The sequence below is a fragment of the Rhodococcus sp. P1Y genome (assembly GCF_003641205.1).
GTDB lineage: Bacteria > Actinomycetota > Actinomycetes > Mycobacteriales > Mycobacteriaceae > Rhodococcoides.
Genome location: NZ_CP032762.1, coordinates 422,875 through 440,967, shown reverse-complemented (window position 1 = coordinate 440,967; position 18,093 = coordinate 422,875). Strand labels below are relative to the sequence as shown.

Annotated in this window: 16 protein-coding genes; 3 read left to right on the top strand and 13 right to left on the bottom strand. The window is 63.4% G+C overall.

All coding sequences use genetic code 11. The features are described 5' to 3' along the window. Window positions 1–103: 103 nt before the first annotated feature. From D8W71_RS02100 to D8W71_RS02080, 4 genes are all read right to left on the bottom strand, one after another. Window positions 104–1,126: an aldo/keto reductase gene (locus D8W71_RS02100; RefSeq protein WP_121110592.1), complete on the bottom strand. Its 1,023-nt coding sequence runs from the start codon at window positions 1,124–1,126 to the stop codon at window positions 104–106. Further along, a complete protein-coding gene (locus tag D8W71_RS02095; RefSeq protein WP_121110590.1) occupies window positions 1,123–1,605 on the bottom strand; it encodes a MerR family transcriptional regulator in 483 nt (160 codons plus the stop codon). Before D8W71_RS02095 ends, D8W71_RS02100 begins: the two co-directional genes overlap by 4 nt. A gap of 250 nt (window positions 1,606–1,855) precedes the next feature. Next, window positions 1,856–2,848: an aldo/keto reductase gene (locus D8W71_RS02085; RefSeq protein WP_121110586.1), complete on the bottom strand. Its 993-nt coding sequence runs from the start codon at window positions 2,846–2,848 to the stop codon at window positions 1,856–1,858. A gap of 261 nt (window positions 2,849–3,109) precedes the next feature. Next, window positions 3,110–3,403 carry a YciI family protein gene (locus D8W71_RS02080; protein ID WP_121110584.1) on the bottom strand — a complete coding sequence of 98 codons (294 nt, stop codon included), beginning with the start codon at window positions 3,401–3,403 and terminating at the stop codon, window positions 3,110–3,112. Window positions 3,404–3,796: 393 nt separating this feature from the next. Here D8W71_RS02080 and D8W71_RS02070 point away from each other — a divergent pair, with 393 nt between their 5' ends. Continuing rightward, window positions 3,797–4,705 carry a LysR family transcriptional regulator gene (locus tag D8W71_RS02070; protein WP_121110580.1) on the top strand — a complete coding sequence of 303 codons (909 nt, stop codon included), beginning with the start codon at window positions 3,797–3,799 and terminating at the stop codon, window positions 4,703–4,705. Window positions 4,706–4,781: 76 nt separating this feature from the next. Here the strand turns inward: D8W71_RS02070 and D8W71_RS02065 are convergent, their stop codons facing one another. The 5 genes from D8W71_RS02065 to D8W71_RS02040 form a co-directional block, all read right to left on the bottom strand. After that, the gene (locus D8W71_RS02065; protein ID WP_121110578.1) at window positions 4,782–6,068 is read right to left on the bottom strand and encodes a type II toxin-antitoxin system HipA family toxin; all 1,287 of its coding nucleotides are present in this window, start codon (window positions 6,066–6,068) and stop codon (window positions 4,782–4,784) included. Next, on the bottom strand, window positions 6,065–6,373 hold the full coding sequence (locus D8W71_RS02060; protein WP_121110576.1) for a helix-turn-helix domain-containing protein: 309 nt from the start codon (window positions 6,371–6,373) through the stop codon (window positions 6,065–6,067). Before D8W71_RS02060 ends, D8W71_RS02065 begins: the two co-directional genes overlap by 4 nt. A gap of 593 nt (window positions 6,374–6,966) precedes the next feature. Next, entirely contained in the window at window positions 6,967–7,203 is a 237-nt protein-coding gene (locus D8W71_RS02050) for a hypothetical protein (protein WP_121110572.1), read from the bottom strand. A 241-nt stretch (window positions 7,204–7,444) separates the two neighbouring features. Next, a complete protein-coding gene (locus D8W71_RS02045) occupies window positions 7,445–10,510 on the bottom strand; it encodes an MMPL family transporter (protein ID WP_236077668.1) in 3,066 nt (1,021 codons plus the stop codon). A gap of 214 nt (window positions 10,511–10,724) precedes the next feature. Then, window positions 10,725–11,387: a TetR/AcrR family transcriptional regulator gene (locus D8W71_RS02040; protein ID WP_161965386.1), complete on the bottom strand. Its 663-nt coding sequence runs from the start codon at window positions 11,385–11,387 to the stop codon at window positions 10,725–10,727. A 242-nt stretch (window positions 11,388–11,629) separates the two neighbouring features. On the opposite strand from D8W71_RS02040, the gene D8W71_RS02035 reads away from it, so the two are divergent. Beyond that, the gene (locus D8W71_RS02035) at window positions 11,630–12,604 is read left to right on the top strand and encodes a GGDEF domain-containing protein (protein WP_121110566.1); all 975 of its coding nucleotides are present in this window, start codon (window positions 11,630–11,632) and stop codon (window positions 12,602–12,604) included. A gap of 67 nt (window positions 12,605–12,671) precedes the next feature. Here the strand turns inward: D8W71_RS02035 and D8W71_RS02030 are convergent, their stop codons facing one another. The 4 genes from D8W71_RS02030 to D8W71_RS02015 all read right to left on the bottom strand — a co-directional run bounded on the left by D8W71_RS02030 (window position 12,672) and on the right by D8W71_RS02015 (window position 16,622). Then, entirely contained in the window at window positions 12,672–13,565 is an 894-nt protein-coding gene (locus tag D8W71_RS02030) for a LysR substrate-binding domain-containing protein (protein WP_121110564.1), read from the bottom strand. A 144-nt stretch (window positions 13,566–13,709) separates the two neighbouring features. Next, window positions 13,710–14,123, bottom strand: coding sequence for a tautomerase family protein (locus D8W71_RS02025; protein ID WP_121110561.1), 414 nt, complete (start codon window positions 14,121–14,123; stop codon window positions 13,710–13,712). A gap of 21 nt (window positions 14,124–14,144) precedes the next feature. Beyond that, window positions 14,145–15,554, bottom strand: coding sequence for an MFS transporter (locus D8W71_RS02020; protein ID WP_121110559.1), 1,410 nt, complete (start codon window positions 15,552–15,554; stop codon window positions 14,145–14,147). 81 nt (window positions 15,555–15,635) lie between these two features. Continuing rightward, the gene (locus D8W71_RS02015) at window positions 15,636–16,622 is read right to left on the bottom strand and encodes an NAD(P)H-dependent flavin oxidoreductase (RefSeq protein WP_121118406.1); all 987 of its coding nucleotides are present in this window, start codon (window positions 16,620–16,622) and stop codon (window positions 15,636–15,638) included. 256 nt (window positions 16,623–16,878) lie between these two features. On the opposite strand from D8W71_RS02015, the gene D8W71_RS02010 reads away from it, so the two are divergent. Beyond that, complete coding sequence (locus tag D8W71_RS02010; protein WP_121110557.1) at window positions 16,879–18,072, top strand: YbfB/YjiJ family MFS transporter; 1,194 nt, start codon at window positions 16,879–16,881, stop codon at window positions 18,070–18,072. Window positions 18,073–18,093 lie beyond the last annotated feature (21 nt).

Below are 18,093 nucleotides of genomic sequence, written 5' to 3'. Positions count from 1 at the left end.
CTGACTCTGCGCAGCCATGAATGTGCCGTCGCGCAACCGTTCACGCGTCTGAGCATCGGTGCGACCAGTCCGGCAAAGTTACTCGCGCCGCTGGTGCCAGACCTCACTGCGCGGAGGGGGTGTCCGCGCGGGTGTCGCTGGTCCAGTTGGGGTCGTCGAAGTCGGACCGAGCGCCCACGACGTGAGCCGATAGGTCGTCGAGGAGCGCGATGTTGGCGGGGTGCAGGGTGATGTCGAGCGCTCCGACATTCTCGTCGATGCGCGCCGTTCGCCTGGTGCCGGGGATGGGGACGACTGGCAGGCCGTGGCGACGGCCGGCCGCGTAGAGCCAGGCCAGGGCGATCTGAGCCGCAGTGGCGTCGTGCTCGGCGGCGATGGCGCTGAGCGCTTCGACGACCGCTTGGTTGCGTTCGAACGCGTCGCCGTTGAAGCGGGTGAGGCCGGCGCGCCAGTCGTCGGCGAACGTCGCGGGATCAGTAAGGGTTCCCGTCAGGAATCCACGCCCGAGCGGAGAGTACGGAACAAAGCCGACGCCGAGGCGTGCGGCTGTCGGGACGACGGCCAGCTCCACGTCCCGGCTCCAAACCGACCATTCGCTCTGGACGGCTGCGATGGGGTGGACCGTATGAGCAGCTTCGAGCTCGGCAGCAGTGACTTCGGACAGCCCGAGGTACCGAACCTTGCCTGCTGCGACGAGCTCGGCCATGGCGCCCACGGTCTCTTCGATCGGTACCGTCACCTGCCGCCGGTGCAGGTAGTACAGGTCGATTACGTCGGTGCCGAGGCGTTCGAGGCTGGCGTCGACGGATTCGCGCACGTAGGCGGAATCGTTACGCGCCTGCATCGTCTTGTCCGCGATGCTGCCTGCGATACCGAATTTCGTCGCAAGCACGACTTCGTCGCGCCGACCCTTCAGGAGCTTCGAGATGAGGACCTCGTTGCTGCCGGCCCCGTAGACGTCGGCGGTGTCGATGAAGGACACCCCCACATCGACGGCGTGGTGAAGAGTGGCCAGGGCGTCGTCGTCGCTGGTCGCGCCGTAGACGCCTGAGAGCGTCATGGCACCGAAACCAACCGCGCTGACGGAGAGGTCGTTGCCGAGAGTCGTGATGGGAACTGTTGTCATGATGCGGATCCGTTCGTCGTTGGGTGAGCCTGGAGGAAAGCGACTTCGGGAGAGACGGGCGCACCGTCGCAATCGAGACCGGCCTCGATCAGCTTCCGGTAGTGCCCTGCTTTCTCGTCGAGAGCGGCCAGGCCCGCGGTCAGCACCGCCTGGCGAGCACGGATCCGTTGACGGTGGAGCTCGAGGATTGCGAGGCGCCTGCCGTGTGTCGCGGCGCCCCCCGCCACGAGGCGGGAGAACTCGCGCATGTCCTCGGTGGGCATTCCTGTGCTCCGGAGCTTTGCGAGCATGACCACGAATGCCGCCTCTCGTTCGCTGTACCTCCGTCGCCGATCACTGCCTCTCGTGACGGGCGGTACGAGTCCTTCGCGCTCCCACCATCGGAGGGTCTCGGGGGTCAGGCCACTCATCTCAGCGACGTCGGCGATCCCGAGGGGTGCGGTGGGAGGCACGGCCTCGGGGCAAGCTTCGATGGTCATGGATCCAACGCTATGTCTTGGAGTCCACTCCAACGCAACAGGTGAGGAGCGTAGCGAACTGGCCTGGATGAAAACAACGAGCTCGGTGTAGGCCCAGGGGTAGGGACCGTGGCATGGCAGAGGTTTTCGATGCCTATCCCGTGAGTCGTGCAGATGGCCGGGTCCTGGGCGAGTGCCAGCACCCAGGCCTGGAAATCGATCTCGACGAGCTCGCCGTGATCGAGATCGATTTCGGCCCACCCGACCATGCTCAGTACCGGGTTCCGACGGCGACGGGTGCAGCGTCGAGCTCGGCGAGGTCAACTGGAGTGAGTTCCAGTTCAACCGCGGCGATGTTGGCGTCGAGGTTGCGCACCTTGGTGGTGCCGGGGATCGGGACGATGTGCTCGCCCTGAGCCAGAACCCACGCGAGGGCCACAGCTGATGCGGTGTTGTCGTGGCGTGCAGCGACCGCTCGTACGAGATCGACGATGCGGTCGTTGGCCGCGGCCGCATCGTCGGCGAATCGTGGAAGAGTCGTGCGGTAGTCGCGGGAGTCGAGGGCGGATCGGTCGAGGGTGCCGGTGAGAAATCCTCGCCCCAGCGGAGAGAACGGCACGAAAATGGCGTCGTGTGCGGCCGTCCAGCCGATGACGTCGCCGGTCTCGGCGCCGTCGGAGGTGGTGCCCAGACCTTGTGGGTCGCGGGTCCACAGGGAGAACTCCGACTGTATTGCGGCGACAGGGTGGATGGCATGTGCCTCGGCGGCCTGAGCAGTGGTGACCTCGCTGAGCCCCAGTGCGCGCACCTTGCCGGCAGTGACCAGCTCGGCCAGGGCACCCCAGCTCTCGGCCAGCGGAACCTCGGGGTCGACCCGGTGCAAGTAGTACAGGTCGATGGTGTCGACGCCCAGCCGCGCGAGGCTCGCGTCGACGGCCGCGCGGATGTGCTCAGGGTGGGCGTTGCGGGTGAGGCGTGGTCCTTGCGGTGTCTGCTCTCCGATCAACCCGACCTTGGTCGCCACGATGGCGTCCGAGCGGCGCCGTGACAGCGCACGTCCGACAACCTGCTCGTTGTGGCCGGCTCCGTATGCGTCGCTGGTGTCCAGTAGGGTCACGCCGGCATCGAGCGCGCGGGAAATCACGGCGACAGAGGTGTCGACGTCGCGGTCATCCGGTGAGCCGTAGGCCCAGCTCATGCCCATGCATCCCAGGCCGATCGAGCCGACGGTCGTGTCGAGAGCGGGGATCGTGCGTTGCTTCATCGGGTCTCCTCGTTGTTGTGTCGCTTGTCAGTGAAGGGAGCGCCGTGGCAGTCGAGTCCACGGTTCAGCACGTCCTGTAGTGAGCGGTCTTCGTCTCGCGCGCCCGCGGGGCCCCGAGTGCTCGACCATCTGTGCGATGGTCAGCCGCACGGGCAACGCCTGCGTTTCGGTCATGAGCACGACGCTAGAGATTGGAGTGCGCTCCAACGCAAGTCCTGGATCCCGCGGCGTCTGCTTGCGCCGCGCTCCGACTCCCTTCCGTCACGCCTTGCGCACGAGTTGACTCAGTTCGGGGGATGCCTTCGAGGGGAGGAATTCTTCGATCCTGTACTCGGCGATCCCGTTGAGCTGGAAGGGGTCTCGCTCCATACGTCGTTCCAAATCGGTGCGGTCCAGATCGGCGGCGATGATCATCCCGCCTGTGCGTGGCTCCCGGCGGCCGGACAGCACGAAGGCCCCCGCGGCGTACTGCTCGTCGAGCCAGTCGACGTGCGCAGGAATAAGCGCTTCCACCTCGGCCAGGGGACGGATATAGGTCAGCTCGATGATGAACATGGTCATGATCCCTTCGGGTGAGCTCCGTTGTCGGGCAGGATCTTTCCGCCGGGTGCCACCGCGCGCCAGCTGACTGACGGCGGTACCTGCGTCCTCCAGGCCCAGGATCTCGCAACGGTCGACGTGAGTTGGCCTTGCGCGCCACGGTTCGCCGAGCTCGCCCGCACGGCAACGACCGCCTGATCCGGACGCGGTGTCGGGACCGGCACGTCAGCCGGCGCAACGTGTCCATCGGTTGTTGCAGAGATGCTCAGCAACATCGATCCTCTCGGTCATTGGTTGTGGTCATGCGGACGCCCCTTCGATGTTCATGACTCCACCTCACCACCGATTTTTCCGGCCATCGAGGGGCAGATCTAGACGGGTCCTATCGATGTCATCGATACTTCACGAGTGGAGATCCGACAGGTGAAGTACGCGGTGGCAGTGGCGGATGCCGGTTCGTTCGCCCGAGCTGCCACTGATCTGGTGATGGCCCAGTCGACGGTGAGTCAGCAGGTCGCGCGCCTCGAGCGTGAGCTGGGGGCACAGCTGTTCGATCGGAGCAGGCGCAACATCCGGTTGACCGCAGCGGGCAGGCTGTTCCTGCCGGCCGGCCGCGCGCTGCTCGATGCGGAGCAGGAGGTCCGTGAATCGGTGGTGGCGACTCGGCGCGCCGTGCGCATGACATTTCCAACGGGATTCCGCACTCACGCCGCGTCGCTGCGCGAGGTGTGGGACGACATGATGGCCGGTCAACCGACGGAAGGCGCAGCGCTCACCCAGATCGACTCGGGCGGGGACGACCCGGCCGACCTGGTGGCGGACGGAACCATCGATGCTGCGATCGTTCACGGCACTGTCGATCGAGCAGGCGTGACGTCACATCGCCTCGCCGATGACCCCTTGGTGATCCTCGTGGCGGGTGCGAGCGGCGCGCAACTATCGGGTCTCGCAAGCCTCGCGGATCGGCCTCTGCTGCTGCATGTCTCGGCCCGTGGCAGCGCATTGGCCGAGGTCCTGGTCCGGGAATCGCGTCGCGCCGGGCACGACCCGCGCATCGACTATTTCACCCACCACGCCGGACCGTTCGCCGCGCTGGCGGAGCAAGATCGCGGCTGGTCGGCGCTCTACGCGCGCCAAGCCTCGGTGTTCGATCTAACGACCTTGGGCGTCGCCGTCGTCGAGACAGAGGCTGCCATCGGCGTTCCGACGACCTTGCTGACCCGGCCAGAGGACGACCGTCTGGCGAGCCTGTTGCTCGCAGCCTTGGACGGGACCATTCAACCAGGCTTCCCCGTACAAAAGGACCTCTCTCGCTGATCGAGGGGGACAGAATCGGCGGATTGCACTGTCGCACAGTGGCTGCGAGCCAAGGAGTCGCCGGACAGGGGGTGACTCAGACGGCTCTCCTGGGTGGGCGAAGGCCGTCGAAGGTATCGGCCATCAAGGTCATCTCCTTGTTGGTCACGCCGTTCGATGCCGCCACCTCGCGCCACTGCTGTGTGGCGTCGAACATGTCGGACAGTGCGCGTTCGGCGTCTGAGCGGCTGAGGCCGAACGACGGCGCTGCGACTCTCAACCCCTCGAGCTCGTCGTCGCGTGCGTGAGCGGTCCCGATGCTCACGTGTCGTTGGGCGCCGATGTCGGGGTTCGGGTTGACGTCGAACAGCGGGGACAAAGTCCAGCCGCCGATGCCGCGAATGAAACCGTGGTTGCGCAGGTGGTCGTCGGTGTTGTGGATGACGACGGAGAACAGGACACGTTTCCACAGTTCGACCAGGTCGGAATCGATGGTTGTGCTGCCGTGTTCCGCGAGGGTCTCGGCGAGGTCGATGTAGTCGAACTGGTCGCTTGCCCCGTCTCTCGCGGTCAGCAGGGTCATCGCTGAGACGTACGGGATACGCGCACCGTTCTCGGTTCGGTCGAACCGGTCGAGCAGAAGGACCGACTTTCCTTCGACCCGGGCAAGAGAACGGGTCGGTACCCGAAGGCCTGCGCGTTCGGCCAGGTCGAGTGCGGTCTTCTCCCAGGCTATGACGTCCCAGTCGTCTCGGGGGCTACTGAATTTGGCGACTACGAGGCGGGCGCCGTCGCGTACTGACGCTTTCGGTCGTGCGCCGCCGAGTGAGCCTGTGCCTGCGTCCAGTAGTTCCTTGACGGCGTCGAGGCCTTCGTCGACGCCGGAGTCTTCTACCCGCTCGGCCGCACGCATGAGGCGGGGAAGCTCGAGCAGCTTCGGGATGCCCGGGTCGACGGCGAGATATGGGCCATCGGGACCCGCGTCGGGCTCGGTGAATCTCAGTGCGCCCTGCCGGGTCAGGTCCGTGACGCCGAGGAGGTAGTCGACGTCCGTGACGGTGCGTGGGGTTCGGCCTGCCTCGAGGTCGGCAGCCCGCAAGCGTTTGCTGATGAGGTTGCGCCCCCACCGGTCCGGGGCGCAGTCGGTGAAGCAGTACGGGAGCCCGTCAGCGGTGGCGTGTCCGCCTTCGAACAGGTCCAACGCTGGGTCGAGCGCGAACGAGCCCCTGTTGGCCAGGTAGGACGTGTCGTATCTGAACGTGGTCGAGATGCCCTTGGGCGCTGTGGAGAAGAACGCCCGGCCCACCAGCGTGTCTTCACCCGTGTCCGACCGACCGCGTCCGAGGACGTGCGCCGGCATATAGATGTCGACGTGACGGTTCACTGTCGTACCCGTTTGGGTAGAGAAAGGTTCTGCTCAGCGAGGGCCTGACCCAGTGCAGTCTCGTATGGGTTCATGCCTTCTGTGACGAAGTCGAGTGCACCGAGAACTCGGCACACTTCGAGGAAGACGTCCAGGCCGACGCTGGCGTCGCCGTGTTCGAGGCGGCGAAGTGTCTCTCTGTTGATGCCTGCCCGGTCGGCCACTTGAACAGCCGTGAGTCCTTGTAGACGTCGAAAGGTCGACAAATACTCGCCGAGGGTGCGTGCCGTACGTTGCGATCGGCTCGACAGTGGACGCTTACTCATTCTTCCCTCCTTTAATGCTGGTCTGATCCATCATATTAGTCCCAGACGCTTGCTGCAGCCAGCATTATCTCGTCCGGACCTCGACTGCTGTCAGTAGAGATCGTCGGCGCTCGTGATCAATGTGTCGGGAGGGTGTTTGGTCTATCGAGCTCAGACGCGACCGTCGCTGCCTGCGGTGGGAACGGGGGTCCGTTAGGGTCCGGCGACACTACGAGAAGTAACCCGGTGTATCGGAGGCAAAAGTCCACTGGGCCCCATGGTCCCGCCGGGCCGGAGAATCGTCGGGCTCGCTGGCCGTCATCGGCAGCACCGAGTCTCTCCGGCGACGCCAAAGGGCCACCTCCGGCACCGGATCCGACGACGATGAAGTCGAACTCTTCTGATGTCTCGGTGGTGTCGTTCATCGATGTTCTCCCGGTGGGCGAAGCGTCGAGGTCAGGTATTTCGATTGTGTCAGCGGTGAGGAGGCCGATGGTCGTATCCGGCGGAGAGGTAATCAGGAGCGGGGATAGCCACTGGCGAGATCCGACAAGGCTTCGTGCACGCCACGACGCAGCTTTCATTGGGTTGATCGAGATCCCAGGTTCGGTCAATCAGGGCGGCGGCCGGGGTTCGCGTGTGTTGGCCGGACCGCGCTCTCGGCGGAGGCGAAGGCGTGCCGTCTCGGTTACGCGTTCGAGCACGATCTGGGGCAACTTTCGTCGATACTCCTCGCTGTCGGCCAACGCCAGTACTTCTTCGAAGAACGCGGTCACCGTCAGCCCGTGGACAGCTTCGATGTCGCGGGTTGTCCCGCCGCCGAACGGCGCCCACTCGATAGCTGAGGCCATCCGCTTGTCGAAATCGGCTACGGCAGAGTTGGGTTCGTGTTCGGCGCTAATCGGTGAGGACTCGATACTTCGATACGGACCCGAGTGTCTACGGGGCCGTCCGCTTCGATGTGCGGAAGTAGGGATGCCTCTGCACGCGAGTACGAGTTGCTGTTCGAGAACGCACTGCATATTTCTCCTCCATCCGACACGTTCAGGGCTGGTGCCAGATGCCGGGTAGAGGGGGGCGGCTGCCGTGCCATCACTGGTGCCTGGGATCTGCTCGGAGGTGCCGGTTTTGCGCTGCTCGTGCCGAGGGCCACCAGATTCGGTTTCCGAGTAGGTGCAGTGCGGCGGGGACGATGATGGTGCGCACCACGGCGATGTCGATCAGCAGTCCAACACCGATGGTGAAGCCGGTCTGCAACAGCAGTACCACCGATCCTGACATCAGGGCGAACATGGTGACTGCGAATACCACTCCGGCAGTGGTGATCACGCTGCCGGTGGTCCCGAACGTTCGCAAAATCCCACTGGTGGTGCCGCCGGCGCTGGCATCGCGAACCCGGGACGCGAACAGCATGCTGTAGTCGGCTCCGACGGCGACCAGGCACATGAACGACACCGGTAGAACCGACCAGTGCAGGCCGATACCGATCAGGTGCTGCCACAGTAGGACGCTGATACCGGCGGCCGAAGCGAAGGACAGCAACACGGTTGCCACGAGCAGAGCGGGTGCGACAAGGCTGCGGAGCAAACCGGCGAGAATGGCGAAGACCGCGACCGCTGCGACGATCGCGATCAGCAGGAAATCGCGTTCTGCTTGATCGATGATGTCGGCCGTGATCGAAGTCAGGCCGGTGGAGCCGACTTCGGAGTCCTCGAGAGTACTGCCCTGCAACGAGTTTCGTGCAGCCTGCGAAATGTCACCGACAGCAGCGATGTTGTCGGCACTGTAAGGGTTTCCCTCCTGCATCACCAACATACGTGCGACGTGACCGTCCGGCGACATCAGCAACTTCGCTCCGGTGACGAACCGTTGGTCCTGTAAAGCGCTAGCGGGCAGATAGAACCCCGACCCGGGTCCGGTAGTGGTGTCTTGGCTCATGGACGCCAGATAGTTGGCGGCCTCGCCGAGGCCGTCGGAGAGTTGCCCGGTCAGCTCTACCGTGGTGTCGGTCCCTTCTTTGGCCTGCGAGAGACCACTGGCTATCTGGTCCATTCCAGTTGCCAGTGAAGACATGCCGTCTTGGAGTCGCCCGAGATCGAACCGGATCGACTCCGGTGTGCGGCCGTCGAGAGATGCTACGAGCGAGTCGATCTCGCCGAGTCCGGTACGAAGAGTCGGGAGCACTTCCTCGATGGTGCCGACGGTATCGGGCGGAAGCGCGGTGACAGCCTCTGATGCGGACAGGGCTGCGGTCAGAGCTCCCGAGGTTGCGGCGTCGAGCTGGTGGAATAATGCGTGCCCGGCTGAGCAGCCCGGATTTACAGCGCACTGCGGCGACGGATCGGCAGAAGCGAACGGTGTCAACGCAGTCTGGAAATCGTTCACCGCCTGTTGGTTCGCCTGGACGGCAGAGACGAGGGTTCCGAGCGTGCCGGTCAGCGACTGGACTTGGCCGAGTACTTGATCGAGGGTCCGGCCGTCGGCGGTGGTCGTGGTGGTCAGGGCGGCGGCAGTAGGCAACAGGTCGACAACCGAATTAGACAGTGCAACAACTTGGTTGGTCCCGTCGCGCAGTTGTGGTAGTTGCTTCTGAGCATCGAGCGCGCCGTCCCGCAATTGGGTGATGCCGGACGCCAATCGCTCGAGGTCGGGTTGGGCGTTGGCGATTTGGCCCTGCGCCGCACCCAGGCGGCTTCCGATCAGACCGGTTTGGTATCCGATGGCCGCCTCCGGGAGCGGTTCGCCGTTCGGTCGGGTCAACGACCGTACGTACGCAACGTTCGGTAGGTCCGCAACTGCGGCGGCGGCGCGGTCCAATGCTGCGAGATCGGTGGTGTTTCGCAGGTCGTGGTCTGCGCGAACGACCAAGTATTCGGGCACTATTTCGTTGGCCGGAAAGTGGTCGTAGACCGTCTCGTATCCTGCCGTGGAGTCGGCGTCGCCCATGATCATGGCACTGTCGTCACCGTTGGGAACAAGGCTCAGCGCTGGGGCAGCCAACGCAACGAGCGCGAGCACCGACACCGCGGTGAGGGCACCTGCGTGGCGGAGGATGCGGGTGCCGCGCTTGCGCCATTGCCGTTCGCGAGAGACTCGGGGTTCGATCCATCCGCGGCGTCCCAAGATCGCGATCAACGCAGGGGTGAAGGTCACAGACACGGCGAGGGTGACCATCAACCCGATGGCGATCGCAGGGCCAGAGGTGGTGAACATGCCGTTTTTGGCGAAGATCATCGACATCGCTGCGGCGGCGACGGTCAATGCCGATGCTGTCAGAACGGCTCCCACGTTCGAGCCGGCAGCGACGACCGACCGCAGCGGACTTTCACCACGCCTTCGTGCGTCGTGAAAGGCCGCCGTCTGGAAGATGGCGTAGTCCGTCCCCGCTGCGAGGACGAGTGCTGTCATCAAGGTGACTGTCAGGGTCGAGACCGGGAGCACCGCATTCCATCCCAAGGCGGATACAACCGCGCGCGACGCTGCCAGTGCGATGCCGATCGTCAGGAGGGGAATCAGCGCGGCGATTACCGACCGGAACGCGATGACCAGCATCAACGTGATCAGCAGCACCGACACCGCCGTGATCAGGACCATCGAACTATCCACCGCAGTGAACTCGTCGACCACCGTCGGTGCCGGGCCCGAGAAGTGAACATCCAACCCCTCGGGCGCCGCCACATCTGCAATCGTCGAACGGATGGCCTCGGTGGATCGGTGCGCGTCGGCGGTACCGATATCGCCCTGCTCACCGACCGTGACCGTGACGGCCTTGCCATCGGGACTGACCGCGAAGTCCCGGGTCGCGGGATCGCCGTACATATCGAGAACGAAAGCCACATGATCGCGGTCCGCCAACAGGCGGGCGATCAGTTCGGAGTAGTACTTCTGCTCCTGCTCACCGAACCCGCTGTCGCTGGCAAGCACAACAGCACCGACAGCCGTCGATGCGGGCGTGTCGAAGTCGTCCGCCATCCGAACCAGGGCTTGGGTCGAGGGCATATCCGAGGGAACGATCGCTGCCGACTTCTCGGTCGCCGTTTGTTCGAGCTGCGGCGCAACCACATTGAGAGCGGCGACCGCGATCAGCCAGATCCCGACCACCCACCAGGAATGCCTAGCGGCGACTGCGGTGACCGCACGAAAAGGAGTTCTACCCACTGCTCGACGATCCATCGAATGCCTTCCGTAGTGAGACATCGATACGCAATGTGTCTCAGTGTCGGTGACGTTAGCATCGAAGAACGACAGTCACAAGACAGGCTGTCGAGCTGTTATGTCGTCTGCTCGACCATGTTTGCCCAGGGCGCAGGCCACGCGTCAGGGAGGGGCCATCGAAACTAAAACGCGTTCGGAGCTACTGCAGCGGGCAGGGCTATGCCTGGTCGAGATCCGTAGGCGGGCGGAATAGAGGCAGCAGATACCGCTGAACGTAGGCACGGGACGCGTCGGGTGCGGTGAAGTCGACGACGGTTTGTGGGTTGGCGATCAACGACAACGTCAGCCGGGTGGTGATCTCACTGACTGTCCGAAGGTGCGTCATGACAGATTCGTCCACCGAGGCCTCGCCGTGAAGCTGGGTCTTCCACAGCTGAGCGGAGAATTCACGTCCCATAACGATCAGGTCGTCGTCGAACAAGGCCTCCAAGAGCATTTCTCGGTCGGTTTCGCGGAGCCTGTTCAGCATGCGGTTGTCGCGGACGAATTCGAGCGTAATCGCCAGCGACGAGGTCAGCGCATCCTCCACGGACGCTGGGCTGGTCCTCGCTGCTGTGGACGCGTCCATGAAGCGGTTGACCTCCCGCAGGAAGATGGCATCGCGTAGTTCATCTTTGGAGGCGAAGTAGCGGTACAGCGTCGCGCGTCCTATCCGGCCGCGTTTGGCCACATCGCTCATCGTCATACGACGCCAACCGAGAACCGCGATCGCCTCGATCGCCTCGTCGACGATTCGCGCGGCAGCCGGATCGTCCAACGAACGCTGAGCAGTCGGATCAGCACCCAGTAGCGACCGAAATACGCACTGCACCTGCTTCACGAACATTCCTGCCCTGTCGGTTCTTCACGACCCAGACCGCGAAGACTACCCGAGCGCCCGCATCACAGCAGTCGCGGCGAGATCACCGGCGGTGCGCTACTCACCGGCTCTGGGCTCGGAATCGGGGGACGCCGCAGGCACTGACGGTTGTGGCCTCGCAGTGGTTGCACTCGGGATCGTGCCGGACGCGTTGGTCGATGCGGTGACTGCGAACCCGGTCTCGCCCTGGCAGGGTATTGGCCATGCGCTCGTTCCCTCTTGTTCTGCATCCGAGTTCGGTGCATGGGACGGCGGGCCTTCGGACGCGGCTGTTGAGGTACTTTTTGCTGGCCACGACCGGTCTGTATGCAGTCGGGGTGATCCTCACGCTGCTGCCTCACGGTGACCGAGTGACGTCCGACGTCGCCGGTGGTGTCGTGGCGATCTGTGTGGGAACGGCCGGCATCGTGGTGCTGTGGGTCTGCCCCGGTACTGAGGTGGCGCTTCGGGTTGGATTGGCCGCAGCGATGGTCGCGACGCCGGCGGTGATGGCGTTCCACCGACTCGCGGCGGCGCAGAGCCAGTGCTTGATCGCGGCGATGTTTCTGGCGATGTACATCCGGGCGTTCCATCGAGACCGGCTCGGCAGAGTGTTGGTCGGGGTGCTCGTGATGGCTGTGCTGTCAGCGGTATGGGTGTCGCCTGCTTCGATGTATCCGATTTCGTACCTGATCTTCGGTGTCGCGGTGATTGCCGCGGGCGAGGCGTTCGGTGTGGTGACCAAGGCCCTTATCGTCGCGTCGTGCACCGACCCGCTCACCGGAGTATTCAACCGGGCGGGGTGGGAGATGGCCACGGCGGAGGCGACGCGCAGCAGAACAGCGGGACTGTCGGTTGCGGTGGTGATCGTCGACGTCGACGATTTCAAAGCCGTCAATGATTCGGCCGGACATCGGGCGGGTGACGAGTTGTTGATCGATCTGGCGCGATCCTGGACACAAGCAGCTCCTCCTAATGCAGTGATCGCTCGCCTGGGTGGCGACGAGTTCGCGGCACTCTTGACCGGGCCCGGCCGAGGTGTGGTCGACGAATTCGTCCGGGTCACATCCGAGTCGTTGCCCTACGCAAGTGTCGGAACTGCGGAGTCCACGGATCCGGATGAGCCGGTGTCGGACATCCTCGCCCGCGCCGATGAAAGTTTGTACGGCGTCAAACGTGCTCGCCGACAGCGCCGTTGAGAAGCGAGGCGTAGTTCCAGCTGCATCGTCCTGGACTTTCAATGCCAGGAAACCCGCCGGAGTTCGACTACTGACCAACCGATCGCAGAGATGCAGGCGTATCGGCCAGTTGCGTCAGACGCCGGAAGTTCGACATCGCGGGCGATTCAGATGCATCGACGCGTCGAACGAACATCGTTTCTGCGCGCGCCTGGTCGGGTGGGAGGTGGTACATCCTCAGCCGAGAGGCGGCGGGTGAGGACGCGACCACGGGGACCGGCAACAGCGTACTGCCCATGCCCGCCGCGACGCATCCGAGAATGCCCTCCAAGCTGCCGAATTCGAGGATCTGAGGGTGCGCGACGTCGTTGTCGGCGAATATCTGTTCGAGTCGGGCGCGGTAGGCACACCCGCTGCGCAGTACCAGGATTCTCTGCGGTTCTGCGAAAGCTTCACGGACGTCGGCCGTCCGTTGAGTTGTGACGAGTGCGAGTTCCTCCACAAACGCAAGTTCGGCGACGAGCTCAGGGTGATCCACCGGTCCGCAGACGAACGCGCCATCGAGGTGATGTTCGATCACCATGTCGATGAGATCGGCGGATGTACCGGTTCGCAGCGTGAGGTCGACATGCGGACACTCAGAGGTGTACGACGCCAGAATGTCCGGCAGCCGCAACCCCGCCGTGGTCTCCATCGATCCGATGGCCAGTGAGCCGGTCGGATCGGCTTCGTTGCCGACGACGTGCGCCGCTTCTCGCATCAGTGCCGTAGCCCGTTCGGCGAACGGTAGGAATGCCTGGCCTGCGTTGGTCAGCGATACCCCTCTCGCGTGCCGTCGAAAGAGCTCTACGCCAAGTTCTTCTTCGAGAGAGCGGATTCGAGTACTGATGTTCGATTGAACGGTATGCAACTTCGTCGAGGCGCGAGAGATACCACCTGATTCTGCCACGGCGAGAAAGAAGTTCAGGTCTGTGATTTCCATTGTGTAGCTCCGCTTCGCGCAAGGAACCTAGGGCCCGCTGCCGTGAGGCGCGCGGTTTGTTTGTGGTGAGTCGGTCACGCTCGGGCACCGGCAGAGCATTTACTCTACCGGCACGACACCGACCTGCGTCGAGAGAGAAAAGAATCAGTTCGCGGCGCGCGACGGGATTGCAAGCTCACCGGTGATGTACTGGGCTGCACCGAATCCGAAAGACCAATCCGACGGTGAATTTTCCGAGACCGAGATGAAGAGGTCCTCCTTGCCGACTCCGACGGCGACGAGCGCTGCCGACATCATGCTGAACAGGTGTTGCTTGGTCTCTGTGGATCGGCCGGTCTGGGTGAAGATGTGCACGATCACCACGTCGGAGGAGCGATCGAAGCCGAGGCCGGCATCGTCGGCGATGATGTGGTCAGCCTCGTGGGCGGTGATGATTTGGAACCGGTCCTGGATGGGGATGTTCAGAACCTCCACCAACGAAGTGTGTATCGCGTCTGCGATTGCACGGCGCTGCGGGGGTAGGCGGTCGGTGGTCAGGTCGATACGTACGAGCGGCATGGCTGGTCTCGTTTCGTGAAGTCAGTGGGTGCTGTTGAGGTCGCGGTCGTTCGTTGTCGAAGGTTTGGCAACCTGGTCCCAGGCCCGACGGACTACGGGACTCGAGGTCCCGTGGCGAAGCAGTATTCCGAATGCCACTGCCGAGAGCGCGGTGATGGCGATCGGGTAGACGACACCGGCGAGTTGATTTCCGGTTGCTGTGACCACACTCAGGGCGATCAGAGGCGTGAATCCACCGAATACGCCGGTTCCGACGTGGTAGGCCAGAGATAGGCCGGTGTAGCGGATCTGTGGTGGAAAGAGTTCGGACAGAAAGGCTGCGGTCGGTCCGTACACCATGGCGACAAGAATGACTTGAATGGTGAGGGCCACCACCAGCTGCACGTTCTGACCGTTCACTGCCGCTTCCCGTATCCAGGCGAACAGTGGCAGGTAGCCGATGGCCGAGAGAACGAGACCTCCAACGATGAACCGCGGACGCCCATACGTATCGGAGAGGCGGCCGAAGACAACGAAGAACGGCGTGGCGATGACCAATGCAATACCGATGCAGAGGTTGGCGGTGAGGAAATCGATCTTCAACACCGTCTGCAAGAAGTAGAGGGTGTAGAACTGGCTCGTGTACCACGCGACCCCGAGTCCGGCGGTTACCGAAACCAGGACGGTCATCAGCAGTGACAGGCTCGGACGGTTCGCCACTGCGTCTTTGATCGGGGACTTCGACAGGCTTCCACTGCGACGCATTTCCTCGAACACGGGCGACTCGTGCATCTTCATCCGGATCTTGAGGGAGAACAACACCAAGACTGCAGAGAGCAGGAACGGGATACGCCAACCCCACGATTCGAATGCGTCGTCACCGAGAGCCAGACGGCACACCACGATGACACTGATCGACAGCAGCAGTCCGCCTGTGGCAGTCGTCTGCAGCACGCTGGTGAACAGTCCGCGTTTGGCTGCGGGTGAGTTCTCCGCGATGTAGACCACGGCACCGCCGTACTCTCCACCGATTGCAAGACCCTGCAGCAAACGCAGAACCACCAGGAGAATTGGTGCGGCTATGCCGATGTGGTCGTAGGTGGGCATCAGACCGAGCATCGTCGTGGCACCACCCATGAGCAACAGGGTGGTCATGAATGTCTTCTTCCGTCCCACTCGGTCGCCCATCCGGCCGAAGACGACGGCACCAATGGGGCGAACGACGAAGCCTGTGCCGAATGCCGCGATGGTAACCAGAAGCGCTGCAGTGGAATTGCCACCGGGGAAGAACATGCCCGAGAACACCACAGCCAAGCTGCCGTAAATATAGAAGTCGTACCACTCGATAAGGGTTCCGACACTCGACGCGGCGATGATTTTACGTATCTTGTTGGGTGGCAATGTTTCCGATAGTGCGTCGGCGTCTATCTTGCCGGAGGTGGATGTGCTCATGAGGTGTCCTATTCGTTCGAAATTCGAAGATGAAGTGTGCGGGGGCCGGGGGAGTCGTGGGCCGCGCGCGTGTGAAAACGGTCAGTTGCTCGGGGCCAGCGCGGGGGCACGACGCGTGAGAATTGCTTCGGCGTCCGCGGACATGTCGCCGATGATCTCGGCGGCGCTCTGCACGCTCGTGATCTGACCGATGCCCTCGCCGACAATCATGTTGGCGGTGTCGTAGTCTTCGGCCTCGACTGCTGCATGAAAGCGCTCCCGTGTTGCTGAGATGTTCTCGCGCAGTGCTGTTTCGCTACCATTCCACTGACGGACGAAGTCGTTGTGCAGTACGCGGCCGGTGTACTGCGCCGGCCAGTTCTTTCCGCGGACCACGTCGTAGACGCGTTGTCTGATCGTGTGATCTCCGCTGAGCTCGAGAGCCCTCTGCTGCGCGGCACGTGGGATGGCGGCCTCGTGCGCTGCCCAGAAGCGCGTCCCGACGAGTACGCCGTCGGCACCGAGAGTGAGGGCGGCGGCTAGTCCCCGGCCGTCGCTTACGCCGCCGGCCGCCACGAGCAACACCTCGGGTGCGCGCTCGTTCAGCAGATCCGCGATCTCGGGCACCAAGGTGAAGGTGGACCTCGTACCCAGACCGTGTCCGCCCGCTTCGCCGCCCTGCGCGGCCACGACGTTTGCGCCGCAGTCGATTGCCCTGCGCGCTTGCTCGAGGTTGTGTACTTGGCAGATCAGTGGAACACCGGCAGTCCGAATGGCCGGTGCGTAGGGGGCGGGATCTGCAAAGGACAGAAAAATCGCTGCCGGACGGCGTTCGAGCACGTGGTCGAGCACATGCTCATTGCCTTTCAGCGTCCATGTGATGAAACCGCACCCCACCGACTCGGAGGCGACGGCGTCGAACTGTGACCGGATCCATGCTTCGTCGACGTAGCCGCCGCCCAGCAATCCGAGGCCGCCAGCAGCGGCGACGGCGCCGGCAAGGCGCGCGTCGGAGACGTAGTCCATCGGTGCCAGAACGATCGAGTGTTCGATTCCGAAGTTTTGGGTCAAACGGGTTGTCAAGCTCATGAGCAACTCCTGCACGGGGTGTGATGCGCGACACTGAATTGCCAAAACGATAGGACCGCCCAAGTACCACGGTCCAACAGTTTGTAGCGATGGGAGCGTTCTCGAAAACAGAACACTCGAATGCGGACGATCCGCACAGCAGATGGTGCGATACCTGACACGGACTACCGCACTACTGCCTCTTCATGCGTCTCACGTATGAATTTGACGTATCTACGCATTTCACAACCGCCGAGTGGGCCCATAACCTCGAACTATGGTTTCGAGTACGAGGGTGGCGACAACGAACAATTCAGGTATCGGTGCACCGCGACCCATAGTGGCGTCGGCGACGTCGGGACTTGCGGCAGCGATGGGGATCGGGCGGTTCGTCTACACGCCGATACTGCCGGTGATGGCGAAAGCAGTCGGTGTCAGCGCCGGCGAGAGCGCGCTGGTGGCAACGTCGAACTACGCAGGTTATCTGGTAGCGGCCATCGTATTGTCCCTTCGCCCGCGGTGGCGAGGGAGAACGATGATTCGCACTCTGACGGCATCGCTGGTGGTGAGCGAAGCGGCAATGGCCGCCACCACCAATGTCGAAGTGTGGGCCGCTCTGCGATTCATCGCAGGTGCCTCCAGCGCCGGTTTGTTCATCTCGTGCGTCGGGGCGGTCACCGCGCTGGTCGCGTCGAAAACCGTCTCGCCCGTCATGGCTGCGGTGGCATTTTCCGGCGTGGGTGTCGGGATCGGATTGACCGGCCTGTTGGCGTTGGCGACCGAAGACAATGCCACCTGGCAGCAAATGTGGCTCGGTTCCTCCGTGCTGACCGCCCTGCTCTTGCTTCCGCTCTGGTTCTCCGCGCAACCGCGTTCAGTCGAAAAGGCCCCTCGGACAACGGACATCGTCTCGACCAAAGGAGGCGGGCGCCCTCGATCCAAGATCGCGATGGCTTTGATGGCGACCTACTTTCTCGAAGGCCTCGGCTACATCGTCGTCGGGACCTTCCTCGTGGCTGCAGTAGGAGACGCGAAAACCTCTACGGGCCCGACCGTGTGGGCAATCGTGGGAATCGCTGCCGTCCCGGCCACCCTGTTGTGGGCAGCTCTTGCTCGCCGAGTGGGCTGGCCGATTGCACTGGCAATAGCACTGGGGGTTCAAACTCTGGGGACGATTCTGCCCGTGCTCGACGGTTCCAGCATCACCGCGATAGTGACCGCCGCACTGTTCGGCGCCACCTTCATGGGAATCTGCATGCTCACCATGGAATGTGGACAATCACTGATCGGGCCGAACTCCGCAGCACCCCTGACCGCCGTCTACGGCTTGGGTCAGATGCTCGGACCGCTCATGGTCGCGCCGGTAATCGGCGATGGCTACGGAGTGGCATTCACCATCGCGTTCGTCGTACTCGCCTGCGCTACCGTGGTGTCCGCGCTCATCGCACGTAACACACTTCCCCGGAAATGAGACTGGAAGCGAGCCTGGAAA

What these genes read in the sequence shown, in the direction of transcription:
- D8W71_RS02100 (WP_121110592.1), bottom strand. Translation starts at nt 1,126, where the DNA reads ATGACAACAGTTCCCATCACGACTCTCGGCAACGACCTCTCCGTCAGC.
- D8W71_RS02095 (WP_121110590.1), bottom strand. Translation starts at nt 1,605, where the DNA reads ATGACCATCGAAGCTTGCCCCGAGGCCGTGCCTCCCACCGCACCCCTC.
- D8W71_RS02085 (WP_121110586.1), bottom strand. Translation starts at nt 2,848, where the DNA reads ATGAAGCAACGCACGATCCCCGCTCTCGACACGACCGTCGGCTCGATC.
- D8W71_RS02080 (WP_121110584.1), bottom strand. Translation starts at nt 3,403, where the DNA reads ATGTTCATCATCGAGCTGACCTATATCCGTCCCCTGGCCGAGGTGGAA.
- D8W71_RS02060 (WP_121110576.1), bottom strand. Translation starts at nt 6,373, where the DNA reads ATGAGTAAGCGTCCACTGTCGAGCCGATCGCAACGTACGGCACGCACC.
- D8W71_RS02050 (WP_121110572.1), bottom strand. Translation starts at nt 7,203, where the DNA reads ATGGCCTCAGCTATCGAGTGGGCGCCGTTCGGCGGCGGGACAACCCGC.
- D8W71_RS02035 (WP_121110566.1), top strand. Translation starts at nt 11,630, where the DNA reads ATGCGCTCGTTCCCTCTTGTTCTGCATCCGAGTTCGGTGCATGGGACG.
- D8W71_RS02030 (WP_121110564.1), bottom strand. Translation starts at nt 13,565, where the DNA reads ATGGAAATCACAGACCTGAACTTCTTTCTCGCCGTGGCAGAATCAGGT.
- D8W71_RS02025 (WP_121110561.1), bottom strand. Translation starts at nt 14,123, where the DNA reads ATGCCGCTCGTACGTATCGACCTGACCACCGACCGCCTACCCCCGCAG.
- D8W71_RS02020 (WP_121110559.1), bottom strand. Translation starts at nt 15,554, where the DNA reads ATGAGCACATCCACCTCCGGCAAGATAGACGCCGACGCACTATCGGAA.
- D8W71_RS02015 (WP_121118406.1), bottom strand. Translation starts at nt 16,622, where the DNA reads ATGAGCTTGACAACCCGTTTGACCCAAAACTTCGGAATCGAACACTCG.
- D8W71_RS02010 (WP_121110557.1), top strand. Translation starts at nt 16,879, where the DNA reads ATGGTTTCGAGTACGAGGGTGGCGACAACGAACAATTCAGGTATCGGT.